We start from the raw sequence: 19,465 nt of genomic DNA, 5'->3' as shown, positions 1-19,465 counted from the left end.
ATTCCCATATGTCGAGAAATCCATGTCCAGCTCCCTTCGTACACTTCTTGGAAAATATAGAGCAGGCGCGGCCACCGAACGGGAGAAAGGCACCTACTTCGAAGAACTGGCCAGGGTATTCTTCGAGAACGACCCCCAGTATGCGCAGCGCTTCGACAATGTCTGGGCCTATTCCGATTTTGCCAAGGAACGAGGCATAAGCGGTCAAGACACAGGCATCGACCTGGTCGCCCGCATCAGAGACGACGGGGGCTTCTGCGCGATCCAATGCAAATTTTACAAAGAAGGCCATCGCATCCAGAAGGCCGATATCGACTCCTTCTTCACGGCTTCCGGCAAGCGGCCTTTCACCGAACGTTTGATCATCGACACGACCAACGCTGATTGGAGTGAGCATGCCGAAGGTGCGTTGCGTGACCAGTCCATCGATACGCAGCGCATAGGTATTTCCGACATCGAACAAAGCCCGATTGATTGGGGCGTGTACATCCGAGATGAGAAAGTTGTCCTAGCACCCAAGAAAGAGTTGAGGCCGCACCAGACGGACGCCCTGGAGGCGGTCAGGAACGGCTTCGCAGGGGCAGATCGCGGCAAGCTCATCATGGCCTGCGGCACAGGCAAGACCTTCACGGGATTGAAGATTGCTGAGGACTATGCGGGCATAGGCAAGATGGTACTCTATCTTGTCCCCTCTTTGGCTCTCATGTCACAGTCGGTCCGTGAATGGTCTATCGATACCGATACCCCACTTCGCTGCTTTGCCGTATGCTCTGACGTCCAGGTCGGCAAGCGTCGCAACAACAATGACGATATCGGCGATATCGAAATTCATGATCTTGCCTATCCGGCAACGACGGACGCCAAGACGCTCGCCGAGAAGGTCAATGCACATCCCGACCTGCGAATGACCGTAATATTCTCGACCTACCAATCCATTCAGACGATTTCAAACGCTCAGAAGAAATACGGCCTGCCGGAATTCGATCTGATTATCTGCGATGAAGCCCACCGTACAACGGGCGCAAAATTCGAAGATGAGGACGATTCCAATTTTATCAAGGTCCATAGCCAGGATTACATCGAGGGCAAGAAACGCCTCTACATGACCGCCACGCCGCGTATCTATGGCGATGGTGTCAAGACCAAGGCCAGCGAGGTCTCCGTGGAACTTTGCTCCATGGACGATGTCGCGCTTTATGGCGAAACTTTCTTCCAGCGCGGCTTCTCGTGGGCGGTGCAGAATAACCTCCTGACCGACTACAAGGTCATTGTCTTGGCGGTCGATGAGGCCATCGTTTCGGCAGGCGTTCAAAATCGTTTGGCAGATGCTAACAGCGAGTTGAAACTTGATGACGCCACCAAGATTATCGGTTGCTACAAGGCACTCTCGAAAACTAATCTGAAGCACGATGTCGCCACCGACCCGCATTCCATGAGGCGCGCTATCGCCTTCTGCCGCGATATCAAAAGCTCGAAAATGATCACCAACGAATTCGGAAATGTGATCGAGGAATATTTCGAGTCTCGAAGCATTATGGACGGGGATATCGCCGAAGAAAGCAAGCTGCATTGCGTACTGGAGCACGTGGATGGTTCGTTCAATGCTAAGGCCAGAGGACAGTTGCTGAACTGGCTGAAGGAGGATGCGGGCGACGACAATTGCCGCATTCTAAGCAATGCGCGTTGCCTTTCCGAAGGCGTGGATGTTCCCGCCCTAGATGCCATTATGTTTCTTCATCCAAGGAAGTCACAGATCGACGTAGTGCAGTCCGTTGGTCGTGTAATGCGTAAAGCTCCAGAGAAGAAAATGGGCTACGTCATCTTGCCTGTGGGCATCCCGGCAGGCGTGCCCCCGGAAGAGGCACTGAACAATAACGAAAAATATAAAGTCGTCTGGCAAATCCTGAACGCCCTTCGTGCGCATGATGACCGCTTTGACGCCACCATCAACAAGATGGACCTCGGCGTTGACGTTTCAGGTCAGATTGAAATCATCGCTGTTACGAATGACATGCCCAACCGCAACAAGCCGGAAGCCACCGGTCTTGGAATTGGTCAGGGAGGGGATGCCAAGGATGAGGATGGCCTGAACAGCACGAACGTTTCTGAGCCGGTTCAGACCTCATTCCTTTTCGATGAAATTTCATCCGCTATTATGGCGAAGATCGTCAAGAAGTGCGGGCGTCGCACCTATTGGGAAGATTGGGCTGGCGATATCGGAAAGGTGGCGCAAACCCATATCACCCGCATCAAAGCGCTGGTAGAGCAGCCGGATAGTTCGGAACGTCAAGCCTTCGAGGAGTTCCTGAAGGAAATTCGTGATGATCTCAACAATAGCATTTCGGCAGACGAGGCCATCGAAATGCTGGCGCAGCACATCATAACTAAGCCAGTTTTTGAAGCGCTTTTTGAAGGGTACAATTTCACAAAGGAGAACCCTGTTTCCAGTGCCATGCAAGGTGTTCTGAATGCCCTGGATGAGCACAACCTAGAAAAGGAATCTGAAAGCCTCCAGAAGTTTTATGCCGACGTGAAAATACGCGCATCCGGAATCGACAATGCCGAGGGCAAACAGAAGATCGTCGTCGAGCTTTACGACAAGTTTTTCCGCAACGCTTTCCCGAAAATGACCGAAAAGCTCGGCATCGTTTACACGCCAGTTGAGGTGGTCGATTTCATCATCCATTCGGTCAATGACGTCTTGCAACAGGAATTTGGTCAGACGCTGGGAAGCCAAGGCGTCCATATTCTTGATCCCTTTACAGGCACCGGAACTTTTATTACGCGGTTGCTTCAATCCGGCCTGATCAGGCCGGAAGAGCTGGCGCACAAATACGCCCATGAAATCCATGCAAACGAGATCGTCCTGCTGGCCTATTACATCGCGGCCATCAACATTGAGGCTGTCTATCATTCTCTGGTAGGGTCTGAATACAAGCCCTTTGAGGGTATCTGCCTGACCGACACTTTCCAGCTCTATGAAAAAGAAGACCTGATCAGTCATCTCATGGTTGACAACTCGTCAAGACGGCAACGGCAAAAGGCTCTCGATATCCGTGTAATCGTCGGCAATCCACCCTATTCGGCTGGCCAAAGCAGCGCCAACGACAATAATGCCAACATTGCCTACCCCGGTCTCGATAACCGTATTCGACAGACCTACGCGGCACATTCTACAGCGACAAACAAGAACGCCCTCTATGATAGTTACATCCGCGCCATTCGGTGGGGCAGCGACCGATTGGGTGACGCGGGTGTCATGGCCTATGTCAGCAACGCAGGCTGGATTGATGGCAACGCCACTGATGGTCTTCGCAAATGTTTGGCCGAAGAGTTTTCTAGCCTTTATGTCTTCCACTTGCGCGGAAATCAGCGCACCTCTGGCGAACTGTCCAGGAGGGAGGGAGGTAAGATTTTTGGCTCCGGAAGCCGTTCACCGATTGCCATTACTCTGTTTGTGAAAAATCCCACGGCACATGAACACGGCAAAATCTACTTCCACGATATCGGTGATTACCTCACCCGTGAGGAAAAACTAGCAAAGGTTCAAGCTTACCGAAGCCTTGCGGGGATTTCGGAAGCTGATGGCTGGAACAATATTAAACCAGATGAATATAACGATTGGGTAAAGCAGAGGGATACAAGTTTTGCGCGCTTTGTAAAGCTGGGTTCCAAAGAAAAGAACGCTTCGGATGTTCTTTTCAGCGCATACTCTGCGGGGGTGAAAACGCAACGCGATGCATGGTGCTACAACAGCTCAATCTCGAAACTAAATGAAAATATTTCGAATATGATTGAATTCTACAACGGTGAAGCTGACAGATTAATTGCTTCTGCCGCCAATGGCGTGGACGTTCAGGAATTCGTCAACCGCGACCCTCTGAGAATTAGTTGGAGTACGGCTCTATTCAACTCCATAGAAAAGAAACTAAAGATTGATTTTGAATCTGACTCTTCTGTTCGTGCGATTTACAGGCCATTTTCTAAGCAATGGTTATACTATAGTCGGCACCTCAACGAACGTCGCTATCAGATGCCAAGCATTTTTCCTGATAATCGGAGTGACAACCTAGTTATTCAGGTCAATTCGTCGTTTCGGGACAACGGAAATTTCGCACTTATGAGCAATGTTCCGGCAGACCTTCACTGCAACGGAGATAGTCAATGCTTTCCGTTGTGGCTTTATAAAGCACCAAGAATTGACGGTGACAATGCATGTCTTTTTGAGCAGGTTGAAGCCTCCGCCTGCAAAACGGAGGCGATCACTGACAGCGGTTTAAAGCACTTTCAATCATCATATCCTGGCGAGAATTTTAGTAAGACAGATATATTTTATTATATTTATGGGTTGCTACATTCCGAAGATTACCGTGCCATCTACGCCGACAATCTATCGAAGGAGCTTCCGCGCATCCCATGCGTGAGGAAACCAGAGGACTTTTGGGCGTTCACCCGCGCAGGCCGTGCGCTGGGTGAGCTTCACGTTAACTATGAAGACGTAGAGCCCTATCCTGTCACTTTTAAGGAGGGTAGCCTATCACTGGCGACGATCAATGACCCTGGAAGTTTTTATAGCGTCTTGAAAATGAAATTCGGCGGCAAGCGCCCGAACACCGACAAAACGACCGTCATCTACAATAACAACATCACCATGACCGGAATTCCGCTGGAAGCCTATGATTATGTCGTCAATGGAAAACCCGCCTTGGAATGGGTCATGGAACGCCAATGTATCAAAACCGACAAAGACAGTGGCATCGTCAATGACGCCAACCGCTATGCCATTGAAACGGTCGGCGACCCCGCCTATCCCTTGAAACTCTTCCAGCGGGTGATCACCGTCAGCTTGGAGACGATGAAAATCGTTAAATCATTGCCGAAGTTGGACATCTAAAGGTTTACCAAGTGAGATCGGGATAGAATATATCCTGGCCTCACTTCAGCGTAGGCTCGAAGTCGCGAATGTCTCCCGACGAGAGCTGAAATGGCGGCAGTCCCAACAACTGTTCGATAATCCGTGGAGAAAATCCGAGCGCCATTTTTACCTCGTCCTTCGCCATCCGCCCGCCATCTAGGACAACTTCCGATATCTTTCGAAGAAGCATTGGCTCCTCCAAAGGAAGGCCATTTGGGCCGTCCAATGGTTCGGTCTTCCTCCACTTCTTGAAAGAGAGCTGTTTATAGAGATTGGTGACTTGCTGGTCATCGAAAATACCGAGATTTTTACACCGGTAAATCATAGCCTGAACCGAAACCTTCCAGCGTCGTTTGAGATCGACAAAGGCCATCAATCTTGATGAGTAGACTTCATTCGGGAATGATTTTCGCGGAAGAAGAAAAGCACCGGCAAAGCGGTCGGCCTCGCTCTCTATCTCCTTCAGCCGGTCCTTGTCTTCAATCTCGTCAGCGCCAATCCAGCGATGTAGAATGAGGTGCCCAAGTTCGTGTGCTGCATCGAAGCGCGCCCTGGCACCACTTTCCTTTTCCGAAGCAAGGAAGATGAAGGGTCTTCCACCACTCCAGAACGAGAACGCCTCCACATTCTCCTTTGGTATCTGAACGCGGGCAATCAGGACGCCTTTTGTTTCCAGGAGGCGAACGACATTCGAGATGGGACCGAGGCCTAAGCCAAAATGTTGGCGAATTTTTTCGGCGATCTCTTCGATTTCTTCATCACTGTAGCTAGTGGCCGCACCACTTGGTTCGAAGCTAGGGAGGTCAACATTCGGAAAGTTCACTACGTCATCGAACGTGTATGCTGCTTGCGCTAGCCAACGTGCATAAACCTCGCAAGCCATGTTCCGACGCTTGGTGTCTGCACCAGTCTTTCGAAAAAAGTTCACGCTGTGGCCCCCAAATGTTGGGATATCCGCTTTCGTGAAAAATGAGACTGGCTGTTCCAAAGCACTGGCAAGCGCCTGCATCGTTTCCGGCTCCGGCGCTTTGACGCCCTGCTCATAAAATGAAATTGCCTGTCGGCTAACCCCGATCTTTGTTGCCAACTCTGTCTGGTTCAATCGGCTAGCTAGACGAGCTTCCAAAAGTCTCGCCGGAATCAGACGCCGCCCGTGATGGGTATCACGAGCGGCGGATGGGAACCTGACTATGTTAGTGTTATCGCCCATTATCCTTCCGCCATCTTTCGATTTCTTCTTTCAGCAAGGATGTCGCGTCAAAATCGATATCCGTATCTTCCACCGCAGGTCCCTCCATAGGCAGCGCATGCGGCGTTGCCATCAGGTTATGCGACCGATACCGAAAGTCGCGGTGATGTAGCGGGTGGGGTACAGCGAGATGAGCAAAAGTCAATGACTGATGTCCGTGAACAAGCAAAAAGTGAGGGAGACCTTTAACGGCCTGTTCATCCGCAAATTCTGGCAAGTCGAAAAATGGCTCGTTATTCATCCGGCCATTTTCGCGGAAACCCACGGAACGCGGCTGTTTCGCAGGATCGGCAACCTGGCTGATCGTTACTACGGAGTGCGACAACCGCATCTCCAGATAGCGGCCAGTTGGCTTGGAATATGGCTGCCAGCGGTAATCGAAAGGCAGCTGCCCTGTATCCATCAGCCGCTTGAACCCGAAGTCGGTAGCCCAAGCAATCAGTCGACCGTGGTTGTCCACGGCACTCTCAATTTGGAGGATCGGCTCCGACTTCATCAAGTCTGCGGCAGCTTTATACGCAGTGCGAAGCGTGGTGGGGATCAGATGCCAAAGCGACCGAGGAAACTGGTCTTCCAAAAACTGCTGCGGGTTGATGGTTGTCACCGTGTGCTCCGAATCATCGACGCCAATTGATGCAACTAAATCCGATAATTTTGGTATTTTGTCAACTGAATGTAAATTTTGCGGACGCTAAATGCATTACCGCAGTGGCGGCTGGATTTGATTATCGAGGTCCAGGGCGAGGCGTCTCTCCTTTGGTTCCCTTTCTTTCCGGATTTCCCAACTGATAGCTGCCAATTTGAAATTCGCGATAATGTCTGCTGTGTGCTCGCTGTAGCATTGGCGGATGTCGGCTGGGTCCAACGCGAACGCCTCGTCCAGATACGAATGGACCTCGGACGGCGACTGCAGTTTGATCGCAGTCAAAGCGTCCACTCTCCAATATGGCTCACGCATTTCCACCATTAGCTGCGGGAGATTCGGACGAACGAGCCAATCCCGATATCGCTGGGGATACTCCTGGCGCATCGGGTCATCTTCCCACTGCCTGGTTAGAAACTCTTTTTTTGATCGGTGAAGGCCGTTTTTCTCAGCCAGTTGCTGCCACGCCTCGCGAGAATATCCATCGCAGTATTCTAGGGTGCCAGGCTCAGGTGCAAAGTCTTCGAATGGGTCGGGTTCCCAAATTCTCTCCAGTTTATCATCTCGGGGACCCTGGGGAGTTTGCGCAGGCTCCATGCTATATCCCGTCCAATAGATCGGTTGCCAAATCCAGAGCATCCGACAGTGCAAAAGGATGAGAAGCAGCAGCAGTAGAAGGCGTTCCCTCTTTTTACGTGCCTCGTCAATCCGGCGCTTCAGATTTTCTATTCGGCGTTTTTCCGCCTCCCTGATCCGATACAGCTGATCTCGAATTCCCGATTTCTTGTGAAGCTTTTTTGTTTGATTCACGATGTGTTCCTCCTGAAAATCACAGTGTTCCAGGAGAGGTTGCAATGAACTAGGCGATATTTTGCCCCCATTGGCTTGGTGGTTCTCGCTCGTGGCCAATCACTCTGTCACGGTCGCAGCTGTTACGGTCCAGATATTAATGCGGGCAGCAAGCAAAGGCCCGCGCTTTCAATTGCGCTGTAGGGCCGTAGCGAGCGGTTGATGGGATGTATTACAAAATCGGACACACGGCCGGTCTACCAGCCGTCGAAAATGTCAACATTTCATGGCCTTACTTTAGACTGCATGACTTTTTTCTCTTGCAGCGTCTGATTTTATCTCCCATCCTTTTGTTATCGCATTCGACGGCGCTGTCATTCCCACGGGACGTGGTGCCTCACACTTCCAGGAATTATAATGCCTGCATTCGAGCATTTTCAACGCGGCTTTGCTGCGATCTCGCGGACTGCGGTTCGCCATCCCCAACCGGAGATGGGGAAATGACCAAAATTTCCGTCGAATTGAATGACGCTGAAACAGCTGCACTCGCCCAAATGACGAAGCGCATGATTATCGAGTGGGTACGAAATTTTGCCGCCTCTGAAGAAGAAGCCCAGGAAATGTGGTCTGCACTTTGCGCGGTACGCCGTTCTCTGGCCAGAACTGGGTGGGCTCCCCGATGAACGCGTGCTTGCCGCCAGTTCCCTCAGCCAACCAATCCGAGCGTCGTGACGCCGTGGAAACGGGAGGCACAGTCGCGCCGGGGAAAGTCGAAGGAAATTTGAACGACATAGATGCAATCTCTTCCGTCAGCCTCCCTGGGGGCGTGGAACACGTCTTGCGCCTATCAGATTTTCACAATTCGCCGTTCAGCAACTTTGCTGATGATGTGTTTGCGGCCTCCAGTACCCGTAGAATCGGCAGTACGGAGTGGCACATCAGGATGCCTTTTTGCTCTGCCGATGGTGTCTGGCAGTTTGATATTTTGTATCGAGGTATTCCGGGCGATGATAACGAGGGTCATCCGCTATGTTCGTGCCTGCTTTGCGCCGATGACGAATTAGCGCATGACTTCTGGAAGGTGGCTATGCTCGTCAACCTCAGTCATATTCCAATGCCGCGCACAACTCCTTGGCTCGCGACAATGCACCATGAGGGCTTCTATAACCTTGAGCCCAAGGTCGTTAAGGAATGCGAGTCTGTAACGTCATTAGTCGTCTGGGCCATCTTGTGTAAGTTTGGATGGCTTTCCATTTAGGACCGTCGGATATCGGTCCAGCGGTTTCATTTCAGTTCTCATGGTAATTCATTGCGTCGTTGTTTGTCTGACGATAGATATTACATGTCGAGGAAAGGCGGATTGATTGATGCAGTCAGGCAATGTCACCTCACGGCAGCTGGAACTTATTCAGGAGCTTGAGGAGACCGGAACATTTCGGGTTTTACGCGCCATTGAAATGCCCGGTATCCAACCCGGAGCACTTCGATCTGGCGAACGGTTAGCCATCGCGCTCGATACGGAGACGACCGGCCTCGATATCAAGGAAGACGAAATCGTTGAAGTTGCGATGGTTCTCTTCGCCTATGATGATGAAGACCGGTTCACCCGTGTAGTCGGCTTATTCGAGGGCATGAGAGAACCCGAGGCCCAAATGTCGGAGGATGCAGCTATCATCACTGGCATTACAACTGAGATGCTGAAAGGAAAGAAGTTAGACATTGCGGCTTTGGAGGAAATGGTTGACCGAGCAAGCCTGATCATTGCTCATAACGCTGCTTTTGACCGGCCCATGTGTGAAAAGCTTTCCCCTGTTTTCAAAGACAAAGCCTGGGCTTGCTCCGCAACGGAAATACCCTGGAAAAGTTTAGGTTATGAAGGAGCCAAGCTCGGCTACTTGCTATACCAAAGTGGACTTTTTCATAAAGGGCACCGAGCCTTGGAAGATTGCTATGCGCTGTTGAATGTTTTGTCCGTTGAACAAAAGACCACGACGATGTGCGGATTGCAGCTTCTTCTCGCTTCTGCCCGAGAGCCGCGCGTCGAAATCGAAGTGTCATCTCCATTTGAGCTGCGGGACTTCTTTAGGAAGCGCGGATATCGGTGGAAAAGTTACCCAGCCCGTCACTGGTACAAACATGTAGCCGAAGGCGACCTGGACCGCGAATTGGAACAAATTGGTCTGCTTAAACAGCCCGAAGTCCGCGCGGTCACGCGTCGCCAAACCGCATTCGACAGGTTCAGGTCGGCGTCATAATCCGAAAGCACACCAAGCTGTCACGCCGAGCACGAGCGCACACAGAGTAATATAGACGCACATGGATGAGCAAAACAGCCACAGCCGATATCCATGATAACGTAGAAAAAGCAGTGGTCTGATCGCTAAATTTTCCGTGGATGCGACGCTGTATTGCCACCGCTTGAAGTCTTGTGTGGTGTGGTTGATTTGAGTTTCAAAATTCAGCCGCTCATAGTCGGATGCTAGCTTTTTTAACTTGTCTATACTCGGCGTGGGTGCCTCCAACTCCATCTCAAACTCTCTCATTATGCCGGAAATTGACAAGGCGTTCTGATTGAGAATTTGTGCCTTGATGGACCGGCCGAATGCGAACTCCATCAGTGTAATTGCGAGAAGCGCAACGGATGAGACGATTGACACAACGTTAAATACGCGGCCTCTCGTGGAAGTGAAGAACTCAGGAAAGGCCAATGAAGTTACTGACCAAGCGATCATGTATATGATTAAAAACGCCGCAGTTCCTATGCCGAAGCGATCCTTAAACGACAACGAAGCGGCTGCGCCAAAACGCGCGCCTCGTGTCTTCCACATTGCGGTCGCCAGTTGGCGGTAGTATTTTAATTCATCGCTCATTCGTACCCGTATCCGTCACCAGTGGCGTCCACGCCACCCAAGCCATGTTTTGCAAAGTTCTTCCTGGCTGCTCGCCAAGCTGTGTAAAAGCTGGGAAGCGAGGTTTCCATGGGTACCTTAGGGAAATTGTACCAGTCGCCCGAAAGGATTTCAGCGTCGTCCAATGCTTTACCTTTTTTTCCAGGTAACAGACCAACGCGACGTGAATACATGGACCGAAGCACGTAGAGCAGCCACCCATCCAACTCGCGGAATATCTCGCCGTTTTCCAGTAGGCCAAAGTATCCGACCGCGCCGGTTGACCGCCCTATTTTACCCCCTGCATTGAGAAAATTGTCAATTGAAGACTGCCTCTTGGCCCCATAGATATATCGGCGCAGCTCGTTCACACATGTAACGAGGTCCCAATCTAAAAACCCCTTTCCCCTACGGTATTTCGCGATTTTCCCTGTCTGGCGCAGATGAAGTAGAAGATTGTTGTAGATGATTTTCGTGCACCTGCGTTTGATATTCATGACGCTTCGATCACTGATACGCAGGCCATCTGGAGTGAATTTATAGCTGAGAAACGTAAAGCTGGATATGTGGGCCATCTCGCAAGGGAGTGACGAAAATATTCTAATTCCAGTAGATTTAATATTGTTGATTTTTACCCCGCTCCGTTCTGAGAAGCGCGCGTAGGCTTGGGAAGTTTTCAGGGCATCTTCGTAGCTCAAATTGATGACAACACTATCGTCCGCAAATCGGGCAAACGATCCGCTTAGTCTTCCTAAGTCTCGATCTAAGGAATGCGCGGCCGCGTTAGCAAGGAAAAGTGAGATGCTATTGCCCTGGGGAATGCCGACAGTACGGGTGCCGGTCGTTCCGTGAAGGTTTCGCCAAGAATGGCGCATGACAGCCAATAACACCGCCCTTTCCATCTTGGTTGTCAGAAATACGCCGTCCTTTGAGAGACATTCCCTTAAATATTCATGTTCGATGCTGTCAAAGAACTTCGTGAAGTCATATTGCGATACAAAGATCGTTTCGCCTTCGATCATGCCGCTAAGTCTCAGCACGGCATCAAGGTTGGTTTTGCCTTCTTGGTAGGCATAGCTAGCATCGGAAAAGGTCTTGCCGTTCCGTCTTATCAGATTTTTGGCAAAGATGGTTGCCACAACTGCATCCGGAATGCTGAAGGCATCTATAATTCGTTCTCCCCCTGACGGTTTGGGAAAGGTCCTTCGCAATGCTGCTACCGGTGCATAGCTTTCGGTGGACAGGCTGTTCCATAGGCCTCGCGCCAAGAACTTGGCGTGGTTAAGGCAATAACGTGGATCAAAATGTTTATGAAAGCCCCAAGCATCAGGAAGCGTGTGCGGCTTCATTTTTGCGGCAATACCAGTTCTCTTGGTGAATGTGTGAGCATACTTATGTTTGTAATATTGTGATTGTGAATATCGAGCGAGACGCTTCTTTGCCTCATCCTCTATGGCTTTCTCAATTACAAGCAGCATGTAATCCTCATTATCGCCAGCGGGCAGCCGTAGTCAGTAGGTCGTTGCGAAGTTGAACAACGGTTGGCACCATTATCCCGCAAGGTGAAGCTGCTGCCCGCTGGCTAGTGCTTCGCGCACATGACGCCACGATAGAGATTCCGTTCGCAGTGATCAACCTCCGGTTTCGGAAAGTAGGATTTTCTTTCGGTAAATTCAGCTTGGAGCACGTTGGCGAGGTCCTCCTCCACGATAGGCCTGTCACTTGTTTAAATGCTTGACGCCATGTTCTGACCTGGAACCACCAGTCGAGCCGAAAGTGATCTCTATTTCAGAAGCCGTGCCGGAAAGCCTGCTGCTACAGCAGACCTAACGGGAGGTCTTTGCATCGCAAGCCAAGCCAGTCTTCAATCTCAAATTAGTTCAATCTTGCTATTGTGGTGGAGAGAGTGTAACAGCCGATGTAATCGCTAGACGGCGAACACGCTGCGGCATCGAGGAAGCTGAGAAATATCAAGGAGTTGGGTGAGAGTCCCACCCTCTCCGCCATAACAGCCTTCAATATAAGGCATTTCCCTCATTATCAAATAATAGCCAAAACTGATCTGTATCTATCGTCACGCGCTATTTCTTAAGATCGCGTCACGCGAGCGTCGTCGGCAAATTTGACGTACGAAATGGTTGTGACAGCCGATACATAAGTTCGATCCCGTCGTTAATCGACCTTCGTCGCCATTTCGTCTCTCCATGTCGTTCTCACGGCAGTCGATGAGAGAGGTTGATGTTCTGCTGGCAGGGCTGAGTTGTACTGCCGATCTGGCATAATCTTTTCGTGGAGGAAAAGGTTTCGAACCCGGCTGAATTGTCGTGTTCAAAAAATTGCCAGCCGAGCAGCAACAGTTTCGAATCTAAACCCAGAGGAGGAATGGGAATGAGCAGAAACAGAGGTGTCGTGTATTTGCGGCCGGGCCAGGTCGAGGTGAGAGATATTGACGATCCCAAGCTCGAGGCACCGGACGGGCGTCGGATCGAGCATGGAGTCATCCTGAAAGTCATCTCTACCAATATTTGCGGGTCCGACCAGCACATGGTGCGCGGCCGCACGACGGCCTTGCCAGGTCTCGTCCTTGGCCATGAAATTACGGGTGAGGTCATCGAGAAGGGTGTCGATGTCGAGATGCTGGACATCGGCGATATCGTCTCGGTGCCGTTCAACGTCGCATGTGGCCGTTGCCGCTGCTGCAAGTCGCAGGACACTGGCGTCTGCCTGACCGTTAACCCATCACGCGCGGGCGGCGCCTATGGCTATGTTGACATGGGCGGCTGGATCGGTGGCCAGGCCCGTTACGTCACCGTTCCCTATGCCGATTTCAATCTACTGAAATTTCCCGATCGCGACAGAGCTCTATCGAAAATCCGCGATCTCACAATGCTGTCCGATATTCTACCGACTGGTTTTCACGGTGCGGTGAAAGCGGAGGTTGGTGTCGGATCGACCGTCTATGTAGCAGGCGCCGGTCCGGTGGGGCTTGCAGCAGCGGCTTCAGCGCGCATTCTCGGTGCAGCGGTCGTAATGATCGGCGACTTTAACAAGGAACGCCTTGCTCATGCCGCCAAGGTTGGCTTCGAAGCCATCGATCTGTCGAAAAGCGATCGTCTCGGCGAGATGATCGCACAGGTTACAGGAACGGATGAGGTCGATAGTGCCATTGATGCCGTCGGTTTCGAGGCCCGCGGCCATTCGGGCGGCGAACAGCCGGCCATCGTTCTGAACCAGATGATGGAGATCACCCGTGCGGCAGGCTCCATCGGTATTCCGGGCCTCTATGTCACGGAAGATCCTGGTGCGGTCGATGATGCTGCCAAAAAGGGTAGCTTGTCCCTTCGGTTGGGCCTTGGTTGGGCAAAGGCGCAGTCTTTCCACACTGGCCAGACGCCCGTGCTGAAATACAATCGTCAGCTCATGCAAGCCATCCTTCACGACCGGCTGCCAATCGCCGACATCGTCAATGCAAAAATCATTTCGCTTGATGACGCCGCGCAGGGCTATGAAAACTTTGATCAGGGCGCGGCAGTAAAATATGTGCTGGACCCTCATGGTGACCTGACGAAGGCCGCCTGATCTTCTCAAGCAGTCTTGCGGCTCGCTGTCCTTCTCCGCCTCAGTAACGAGGTCGGACTAGGACAGCAGTTCAGCTATGCCATCATCTAACGCGATGGAGAATGGATCATCATATCAGTGCTTTAGGTGCTCCCACGGCCGATGCGTTGCATTCTATTGGGCATCTGCACATGGCTCTAAATATCGCGGGGGCGTCGTATTGATAGACTCCGGCTCGCCCCTTTGTCACCGAAGAGTTGCAATCTCGCAAAACTCGCGTATAAGCACCGCATCTTGATTTCTGGAAAGGGAGCGGATCGATGCAAAATATCTCCTCACGCCCCATCGGGGCCTCGGTCTAACTCAGTATAAGCTGACTTAGGTCGCTCCAACCGCCGTCATCGACGGCGGATAGCGAACACGTATCCAGAGTTATCATTCATGGGCACTTTTTCCGGGGACGCTTTTGCTTCCCACGAGCCAGCACGTTTGCCGGCTAATATTCATCATTATTTCTCCAGCAAAAGCTGGATTGAGGGTGCAGCTCTCGACCAGCTTGAAAAAATGTCGCGTTTGCCGGGTGTCAAAGCCGTCGCGGCGTTCCCTGATCTTCATCCTGGCAAGTACGGTGCAACCGGTGTTGCCCTGCTGTCTGAAAGGCTGCATCCGCTGCTGGTTGGTAACGACATCGGCTGCGGCATGTCTTTGTTCGAGCTGGATCTTCCGGTCCGCAAGCTTAAGCTGGACAAGGCGGCAAACCGGCTGCGTCGCATGGACAGCGTCAAGACTGACGATGCATCGCAAAGGCTTGGCGACATCGACCTGCCAAATGACCTCTTCTCGCACGCCTTGGGGACGATCGGCGGCGGCAATCACTTTTGTGAGCTGCAGGCGGTCGAAAGTCTGCTCGGCGACGTAGAGGGGGCTGCGTTGGAGAAGCAGAGCTCATATCTGCTTGTTCATTCCGGTTCCCGTGGTTTGGGTGCAGATGTGTTTTCAAGCATTTATGCACACATACCAGACCTGGTACATGGTCTTGACGCCGTCACTGACGCTGCGGTTTCATGGCTGGAAAAGCACGATCAATGCGTAACCTGGGCGTCGCTCAATCGACGCATGATCGCCGAAAAGGCAGCTTCTCTACTCAACGCCGATCTTCGTCTTGTGGCGGATGTGCCGCATAATCTGGTTCGCAGAACATCAGATGGTTTCGTCCACTACAAGGGCGCTGCAGCCGTAACGCCGGGAGAGATTGCTCCCATCGCAGGATCTCGGGCGACACTGAGCTATGTCGTGAAGGCAACCGACCAGGTTGGTGTTTCCCTAGGCGGTATTTCCCACGGTGCCGGGCGCAAATATGACCGTGCCACCATGCACGGTCGCGTTGGCAAAACACGGTCGGAACGGGACGGCCTCTTGCGCAACAGTTGGGGTGGCGTGGCGATCTGCGATGATCGTGATCTGGTCATCGAGGAAGCCTCATCCGCGTACAAGGATGCGGGGCAAGTGGTAACGGACCTGCAGGCCGAGGGGCTGATCGACAGCCTTGCGGCCATGCGCCCGCTTGTTACCTACAAAAAGGCAGTGGGGGAGGATGGCGTTACCCAACATACTGGCAAACCCGATCACCGTCGCAAGGAAGGCCACAAAAAGGGAGGTCAAAAACATGACCGCTATTGATCTGTTGATTACTTCAGGCAATGGACCGACGGAATGCCGCATCGCTGTCAAAGCGTTGCTGGATATTCTTCAGAGGCAGGCGCGCGAAAACAACTGCCTGTGTGAATTGAACATGGGGCCGATGCCTGACGCACATGGTCCCAAGTCTGCTCTGCTGAACCTTGAAGGAGAGGCGGCTGCACAACTGGCTGCGGACTATTGTGGCACTGTGAAGTTCCTGTTCAAGAGCCCTGTTCGGCCGGGCCATAAACGCCAGAACTGGTTTGTTTCGGTGCAAAAAATTGACCTTGATGTCGGCGAAGATGTCGAAATTGATGCCAAGGACCTACGCTTTGAAACGCTCAGAGCCGGAGGTCCAGGCGGTCAGCACCAGAACACCACCGATAGTGCCGTGCGTGCAATCCACACTCCGACGGGATTACGCGTCATTGCCAGAAATGAGCGGTCGCAACACCGCAACAAGGCTCTGGCGGTGAAACGACTGGCTTCCATGCTTCAGCATCTTCAGGACAGGAAAACCGTCACGGCAAAATCGGAGCGTTTTATTGCCAATCGTTCAATCGAGCGTGGCAATGCCGTAAAAACCTTCAGGCTGTAGCCGCAATATCTTGGCGCATCGGTCGGTAACTGATGCGCCAAGATGACGGGCTTTGTGCACGGCCCAATCATCAGTATTATTTGCTTTCGAGAATATCGACGATTTGTCCATAACTCCGGCTTTGCGCATGCTCAAGCGGTGTTATGCCATCATTGTCGGCAATATTTTTATCGGCACCTGCATCGACAAGCAGTTTGACGATTTCAACGTGTTTTGGGCCGCCATCGCTCAGAATGATCGCCTCAAGCAGTGCGGTCCATCCGAGGTTGTTGACGTGGTCGATATCAACACCTGCGTCGATCAGCGTTTTCACTGTCTCGACATGACCGCGTTCCGAGGCTGGTATCAGCGCCGTTCCACCATAGCGGTTGGTGCTTTTAAGATCAGCACCATGCGAAAGCGTTAATCGCAGAATTTCCAGGTGCCCACGCGCACCGGCGTAGAGATAGGGGCTGTCCTGAATAGCGTCCTTTGCGTTGACGTCAGCTCCCGCCTCGATCAACATTTTCGCCGACTCGACATCATTGGCGTGGGTGGCAATCAGTAACGCAGTCTGGCCACGCGCATCGCGTAGTTCCAATGCAGAACCGGCCTTGATTGTCGATGCGATGGCAGGATCGTCACCGCGCCGTACGAGTTCCAACAGATCTGGTTTTGTCTCCGCCATTGCCGCTCCCACCATTACGCTATAGAGAGCGATTGCCCGGATCATCAGCCTCAGTGATCTCTGTATGAACGGCCGTGTCCTCAACAATCTAAGCACTCCCTTGTTTTCACTCCACCGTCTTACAGCCTTTAAAAAGGCAGAGATATGTCTCGGCTTGACGTGTCGGATCAATCTGCCGTGAGCATGATTGCCGGTGGCAGACACTTGATGAACCGTTCACTTTATGCCCTATGCTGTCACCAATGTCGCGCATGAGGGGTTTGTGCATAGGTGGTAAAAGGCACGTATTCCCGTTTGAAATGGATAATCAGCATTCTTGCTGTCTGGCTCGTTTGCGTCGGCCTTTATGGGGCTGTTTCCGTCAATATCTCCCTCAAACGGGCCACTGACGAGCTGAATGATGCGGGATTTCTTCTGCATCGTCTGATCTCGCAGCGCGTGGCACAACATGATGCACATCTGACGACACTGGTATCGCTCATCCTCGCAGGTGACGGTGGGCAAATACAGCCGCTGTCACAGGTCAGCGAGAGCATTATTCACTTTTATCCTCGCATCACCGCTATTCAGGAAATTGAACTGGTATGGCAGCAACCGTCTGCTGCCACGGATGTGCGACAGGTACTGTCGGTTCCGGAAAATGCCAGGGTTGCGGATTACGCACCAATTGCCAGCGCGATATTTGCGCAAAAGGCCGGTGAGGGGAAAAGTTATGTGTCTCCGTCGCTTGGCGACAATTACCTGCTGACCAAGAAGGTACGAGACACCAATCCTGCATTGTCCATTGTGCTGCAGATCGATACGCAAAGGCTGGTGGATCTGGAAGAAGTACCGAGCTGGCTAACCATGCGGCTGCAACTGAACGGCACTGTGGTCATGGAACGTGTCAGCGAACATCAGAGATCCAATTGGCTGTCTATGCCATCGTTCAGCCGCATGATCGACAGCCGATCGCAGCCTCTGTTGCTGACGATGGAACGTCCGGTTTCGGCGTTTGATCTCGTCGATTTCGTTTCGCTTGCGGTAGTGGCCGCCATCAGTCTTGCCGGGCTTTTACTGCTCGCCTACATCATAAGGCAGAGGCGGGAAGCTCAACACCTGCAGGCAGCAGCGCTTGTGGCAGAACAGCGTAATGCACTGCTGGCGCGTGAAACGCGTCTTGCCCACGCCGCCAGGGTCAATTCGCTTGGCGAACTGGCATCCGGCATTGCCCACGAGCTCGCGCAGCCCTTGACGGCATTGATGAGCCAGAGCCGCGCTGCCGAGCGTTTGCTGGAGCAGGCAGGCATCGATAATACCCTCTTGAAGATGGCATTGGCGTCCAATGTGCGTGAGGCAAGACGGGCCGGCGATATGCTCAAGCGTATGCGGGACTATATCAGCAATCGGCCACCGAGACCGGTCGCGGTTGAGGTCAACCGGGTTGTCGCCGATACGGTTGAGCTGATGCGCGCCGAGCTCGACAAACGCCATATCGCGCTGCAATGGGAGCTCGGTGCCGATTTACCGCTGCTGATGGCTGATCCGGTCGAACTTGAGCAGGTCTTTAATAACCTCATCCGTAACGCTGCCGACAGCATTGAACAACTGAATGGTGCTGGGCCGCAGATCACGATTGAAACGATGCGTGACGGTGACTGGTTAAGAATAGATATCCGCGATAATGGCACCGGCATTGACGAGAAGGTGTTGCCGCATCTTTTCGAGCCGTTTTTTACCACCAAAAAGGATGGCATGGGGTTGGGTCTGGCGCTGTGTTCGACATTGGTTGAGCGTATCGGTGGGCAGATCGAAGCGCAAAATAATGCCGCTGGCGGAGCCTGTTTCATTGTTCGGCTGCCGGTTCAAACACGGGAGACAGGCGCTTGACTGCAACACGCATCTATCTGGTGGATGACGACGAAGCTGTGCGTAACGCGCTGTCATTGCTGCTTTCAACCTACGCCATGCAGGTGGAGACCTTTGCCGACCCCACCACCTTTCTGGCGCATGTAGAAACAAGGCAGCCCGGCATATTGGTGCTTGATCTGCGCATGCCATTGATCAGCGGCTTACAGGTGCAGCAGAAATTGACTGAACGGAACATCGACTGGCCAATTATCATGATAACAGGTCATGGTGATGTGAACGCCTGCCGCCGTGCGTTCAAGGCCGGTGTCAGCGACTTCCTGAGCAAGCCGATTGACGAGGATGTGTTGCTTGATGCGATCCAGTCAGCACAGGGTCTTTTGCAGACGACATTAGAAAGACAGGAAGCCATAGGTCTTCTGGCCAGTCTGACCAGCCGGGAGCGAGAGGTGCTTGATCTTGTCTGCCAGGGTTTTGCCAGCAAGGATATCGCCAGCGCCCTTGATATTTCCGCCCGCACCATAGATGCACACCGGGCCAATATTGCTGAAAAACTCGGAACCAGTTCGGTGGCGGAGTTCGTGCGACTGACTGTTGCCGCTGCCTCTCGGTAGAATTACCTAGGCGGAC

15 protein-coding genes are annotated in these 19,465 nt (G+C 52.3%); 9 read left to right on the top strand and 6 right to left on the bottom strand.

The window, feature by feature from the left end; genetic code table 11:
- Positions 1-22 precede the first annotated feature (22 nt).
- Positions 23-4,894 carry a type ISP restriction/modification enzyme gene (locus M2418_RS16415; RefSeq protein ID WP_259147874.1) on the top strand — a complete coding sequence of 1,624 codons (4,872 nt, stop codon included), beginning with the start codon at positions 23-25 and terminating at the stop codon, positions 4,892-4,894.
- A gap of 40 nt (positions 4,895-4,934) precedes the next feature.
- On the opposite strand, the gene M2418_RS16410 is transcribed toward M2418_RS16415, so the two are convergent.
- The 3 genes from M2418_RS16410 to M2418_RS16400 form a co-directional block, all read right to left on the bottom strand.
- Complete coding sequence (locus tag M2418_RS16410; protein WP_259147872.1) at positions 4,935-6,125, bottom strand: XRE family transcriptional regulator; 1,191 nt, start codon at positions 6,123-6,125, stop codon at positions 4,935-4,937.
- The gene (locus M2418_RS16405) at positions 6,115-6,768 is read right to left on the bottom strand and encodes a hypothetical protein (RefSeq protein ID WP_259147870.1); all 654 of its coding nucleotides are present in this window, start codon (positions 6,766-6,768) and stop codon (positions 6,115-6,117) included. Before M2418_RS16405 ends, M2418_RS16410 begins: the two co-directional genes overlap by 11 nt.
- A gap of 96 nt (positions 6,769-6,864) precedes the next feature.
- Positions 6,865-7,617 (bottom strand): hypothetical protein, encoded by a 753-nt coding sequence (locus tag M2418_RS16400; protein WP_259147868.1) that lies wholly within the window; start codon positions 7,615-7,617, stop codon positions 6,865-6,867.
- Positions 7,618-8,096: 479 nt separating this feature from the next.
- Between M2418_RS16400 and M2418_RS16395 the strand changes: the two genes are divergently transcribed.
- The 3 genes from M2418_RS16395 (at position 8,097) to M2418_RS16385 (ending at position 9,851) form a co-directional block, all read left to right on the top strand.
- On the top strand, positions 8,097-8,279 hold the full coding sequence (locus M2418_RS16395; RefSeq protein ID WP_259147867.1) for a hypothetical protein: 183 nt from the start codon (positions 8,097-8,099) through the stop codon (positions 8,277-8,279).
- Between the two features lie 98 nt (positions 8,280-8,377).
- Positions 8,378-8,854, top strand: coding sequence for a hypothetical protein (locus M2418_RS16390; RefSeq protein ID WP_259147866.1), 477 nt, complete (start codon positions 8,378-8,380; stop codon positions 8,852-8,854).
- Positions 8,855-8,963: 109 nt separating this feature from the next.
- Entirely contained in the window at positions 8,964-9,851 is an 888-nt protein-coding gene (locus M2418_RS16385) for a 3'-5' exonuclease (protein ID WP_259147864.1), read from the top strand.
- Here M2418_RS16385 and M2418_RS16380 read toward each other — a convergent pair.
- Positions 9,846-10,466, bottom strand: coding sequence for an SLATT domain-containing protein (locus tag M2418_RS16380; protein WP_259147862.1), 621 nt, complete (start codon positions 10,464-10,466; stop codon positions 9,846-9,848). The two genes, M2418_RS16385 and M2418_RS16380, sit on opposite strands and share 6 nt — an antisense overlap.
- Positions 10,463-11,962 carry a reverse transcriptase domain-containing protein gene (locus M2418_RS16375; protein ID WP_259147860.1) on the bottom strand — a complete coding sequence of 500 codons (1,500 nt, stop codon included), beginning with the start codon at positions 11,960-11,962 and terminating at the stop codon, positions 10,463-10,465. The genes M2418_RS16380 and M2418_RS16375 overlap by 4 nt, the downstream gene beginning before the upstream one ends.
- A 910-nt stretch (positions 11,963-12,872) precedes the next feature.
- Here M2418_RS16375 and fdhA point away from each other — a divergent pair.
- The 3 genes from fdhA (at position 12,873) to prfH (ending at position 16,320) form a co-directional block, all read left to right on the top strand.
- Positions 12,873-14,063, top strand: a complete 1,191-nt coding sequence (fdhA, locus tag M2418_RS16370) for a formaldehyde dehydrogenase, glutathione-independent (protein ID WP_259147856.1) — start codon at positions 12,873-12,875, stop codon at positions 14,061-14,063.
- Positions 14,064-14,483: 420 nt separating this feature from the next.
- Positions 14,484-15,722 carry an RNA ligase RtcB family protein gene (locus M2418_RS16365; RefSeq protein ID WP_259147855.1) on the top strand — a complete coding sequence of 413 codons (1,239 nt, stop codon included), beginning with the start codon at positions 14,484-14,486 and terminating at the stop codon, positions 15,720-15,722.
- A complete protein-coding gene (prfH, locus tag M2418_RS16360; protein ID WP_250983347.1) occupies positions 15,709-16,320 on the top strand; it encodes a peptide chain release factor H in 612 nt (203 codons plus the stop codon). The genes M2418_RS16365 and prfH overlap by 14 nt, the downstream gene beginning before the upstream one ends.
- Positions 16,321-16,396: 76 nt before the next feature.
- Here prfH and M2418_RS16355 read toward each other — a convergent pair whose 3' ends face one another.
- Positions 16,397-17,032, bottom strand: coding sequence for an ankyrin repeat domain-containing protein (locus M2418_RS16355; protein WP_405049438.1), 636 nt, complete (start codon positions 17,030-17,032; stop codon positions 16,397-16,399).
- A gap of 225 nt (positions 17,033-17,257) precedes the next feature.
- On the opposite strand from M2418_RS16355, the gene M2418_RS16350 reads away from it, so the two are divergent.
- Both M2418_RS16350 and M2418_RS16345 read left to right on the top strand, forming a co-directional pair.
- Positions 17,258-18,856: a sensor histidine kinase gene (locus M2418_RS16350; protein ID WP_259147850.1), complete on the top strand. Its 1,599-nt coding sequence runs from the start codon at positions 17,258-17,260 to the stop codon at positions 18,854-18,856.
- Positions 18,853-19,449, top strand: coding sequence for a response regulator transcription factor (locus M2418_RS16345; protein WP_259147849.1), 597 nt, complete (start codon positions 18,853-18,855; stop codon positions 19,447-19,449). The genes M2418_RS16350 and M2418_RS16345 overlap by 4 nt, the downstream gene beginning before the upstream one ends.
- Positions 19,450-19,465 lie beyond the last annotated feature (16 nt).

This window comes from Rhizobium sp. BIGb0125 (assembly GCF_024810055.1).
In the GTDB taxonomy this organism is placed as follows: domain Bacteria; phylum Pseudomonadota; class Alphaproteobacteria; order Rhizobiales; family Rhizobiaceae; genus Agrobacterium.
The sequence above is the reverse complement of the archived record's forward strand: the minus strand, read 5'-3'. Positions and strand labels throughout refer to the sequence as shown.

Coding starts and splice junctions, on each gene's coding strand:
- M2418_RS16410 (WP_259147872.1), bottom strand. CDS start 6,125: ATGGGCGATAACACTAACATAGTCAGGTTCCCATCCGCCGCTCGTGAT.
- M2418_RS16385 (WP_259147864.1), top strand. CDS start 8,964: ATGCAGTCAGGCAATGTCACCTCACGGCAGCTGGAACTTATTCAGGAG.
- prfH (WP_250983347.1), top strand. CDS start 15,709: ATGACCGCTATTGATCTGTTGATTACTTCAGGCAATGGACCGACGGAA.
- M2418_RS16380 (WP_259147862.1), bottom strand. CDS start 10,466: ATGAGCGATGAATTAAAATACTACCGCCAACTGGCGACCGCAATGTGG.
- M2418_RS16415 (WP_259147874.1), top strand. CDS start 23: ATGTCCAGCTCCCTTCGTACACTTCTTGGAAAATATAGAGCAGGCGCG.
- fdhA (WP_259147856.1), top strand. CDS start 12,873: ATGAGCAGAAACAGAGGTGTCGTGTATTTGCGGCCGGGCCAGGTCGAG.
- M2418_RS16375 (WP_259147860.1), bottom strand. CDS start 11,962: ATGCTGCTTGTAATTGAGAAAGCCATAGAGGATGAGGCAAAGAAGCGT.
- M2418_RS16355 (WP_405049438.1), bottom strand. CDS start 17,032: ATGATCCGGGCAATCGCTCTCTATAGCGTAATGGTGGGAGCGGCAATG.
- M2418_RS16395 (WP_259147867.1), top strand. CDS start 8,097: ATGACCAAAATTTCCGTCGAATTGAATGACGCTGAAACAGCTGCACTC.
- M2418_RS16365 (WP_259147855.1), top strand. CDS start 14,484: ATGGGCACTTTTTCCGGGGACGCTTTTGCTTCCCACGAGCCAGCACGT.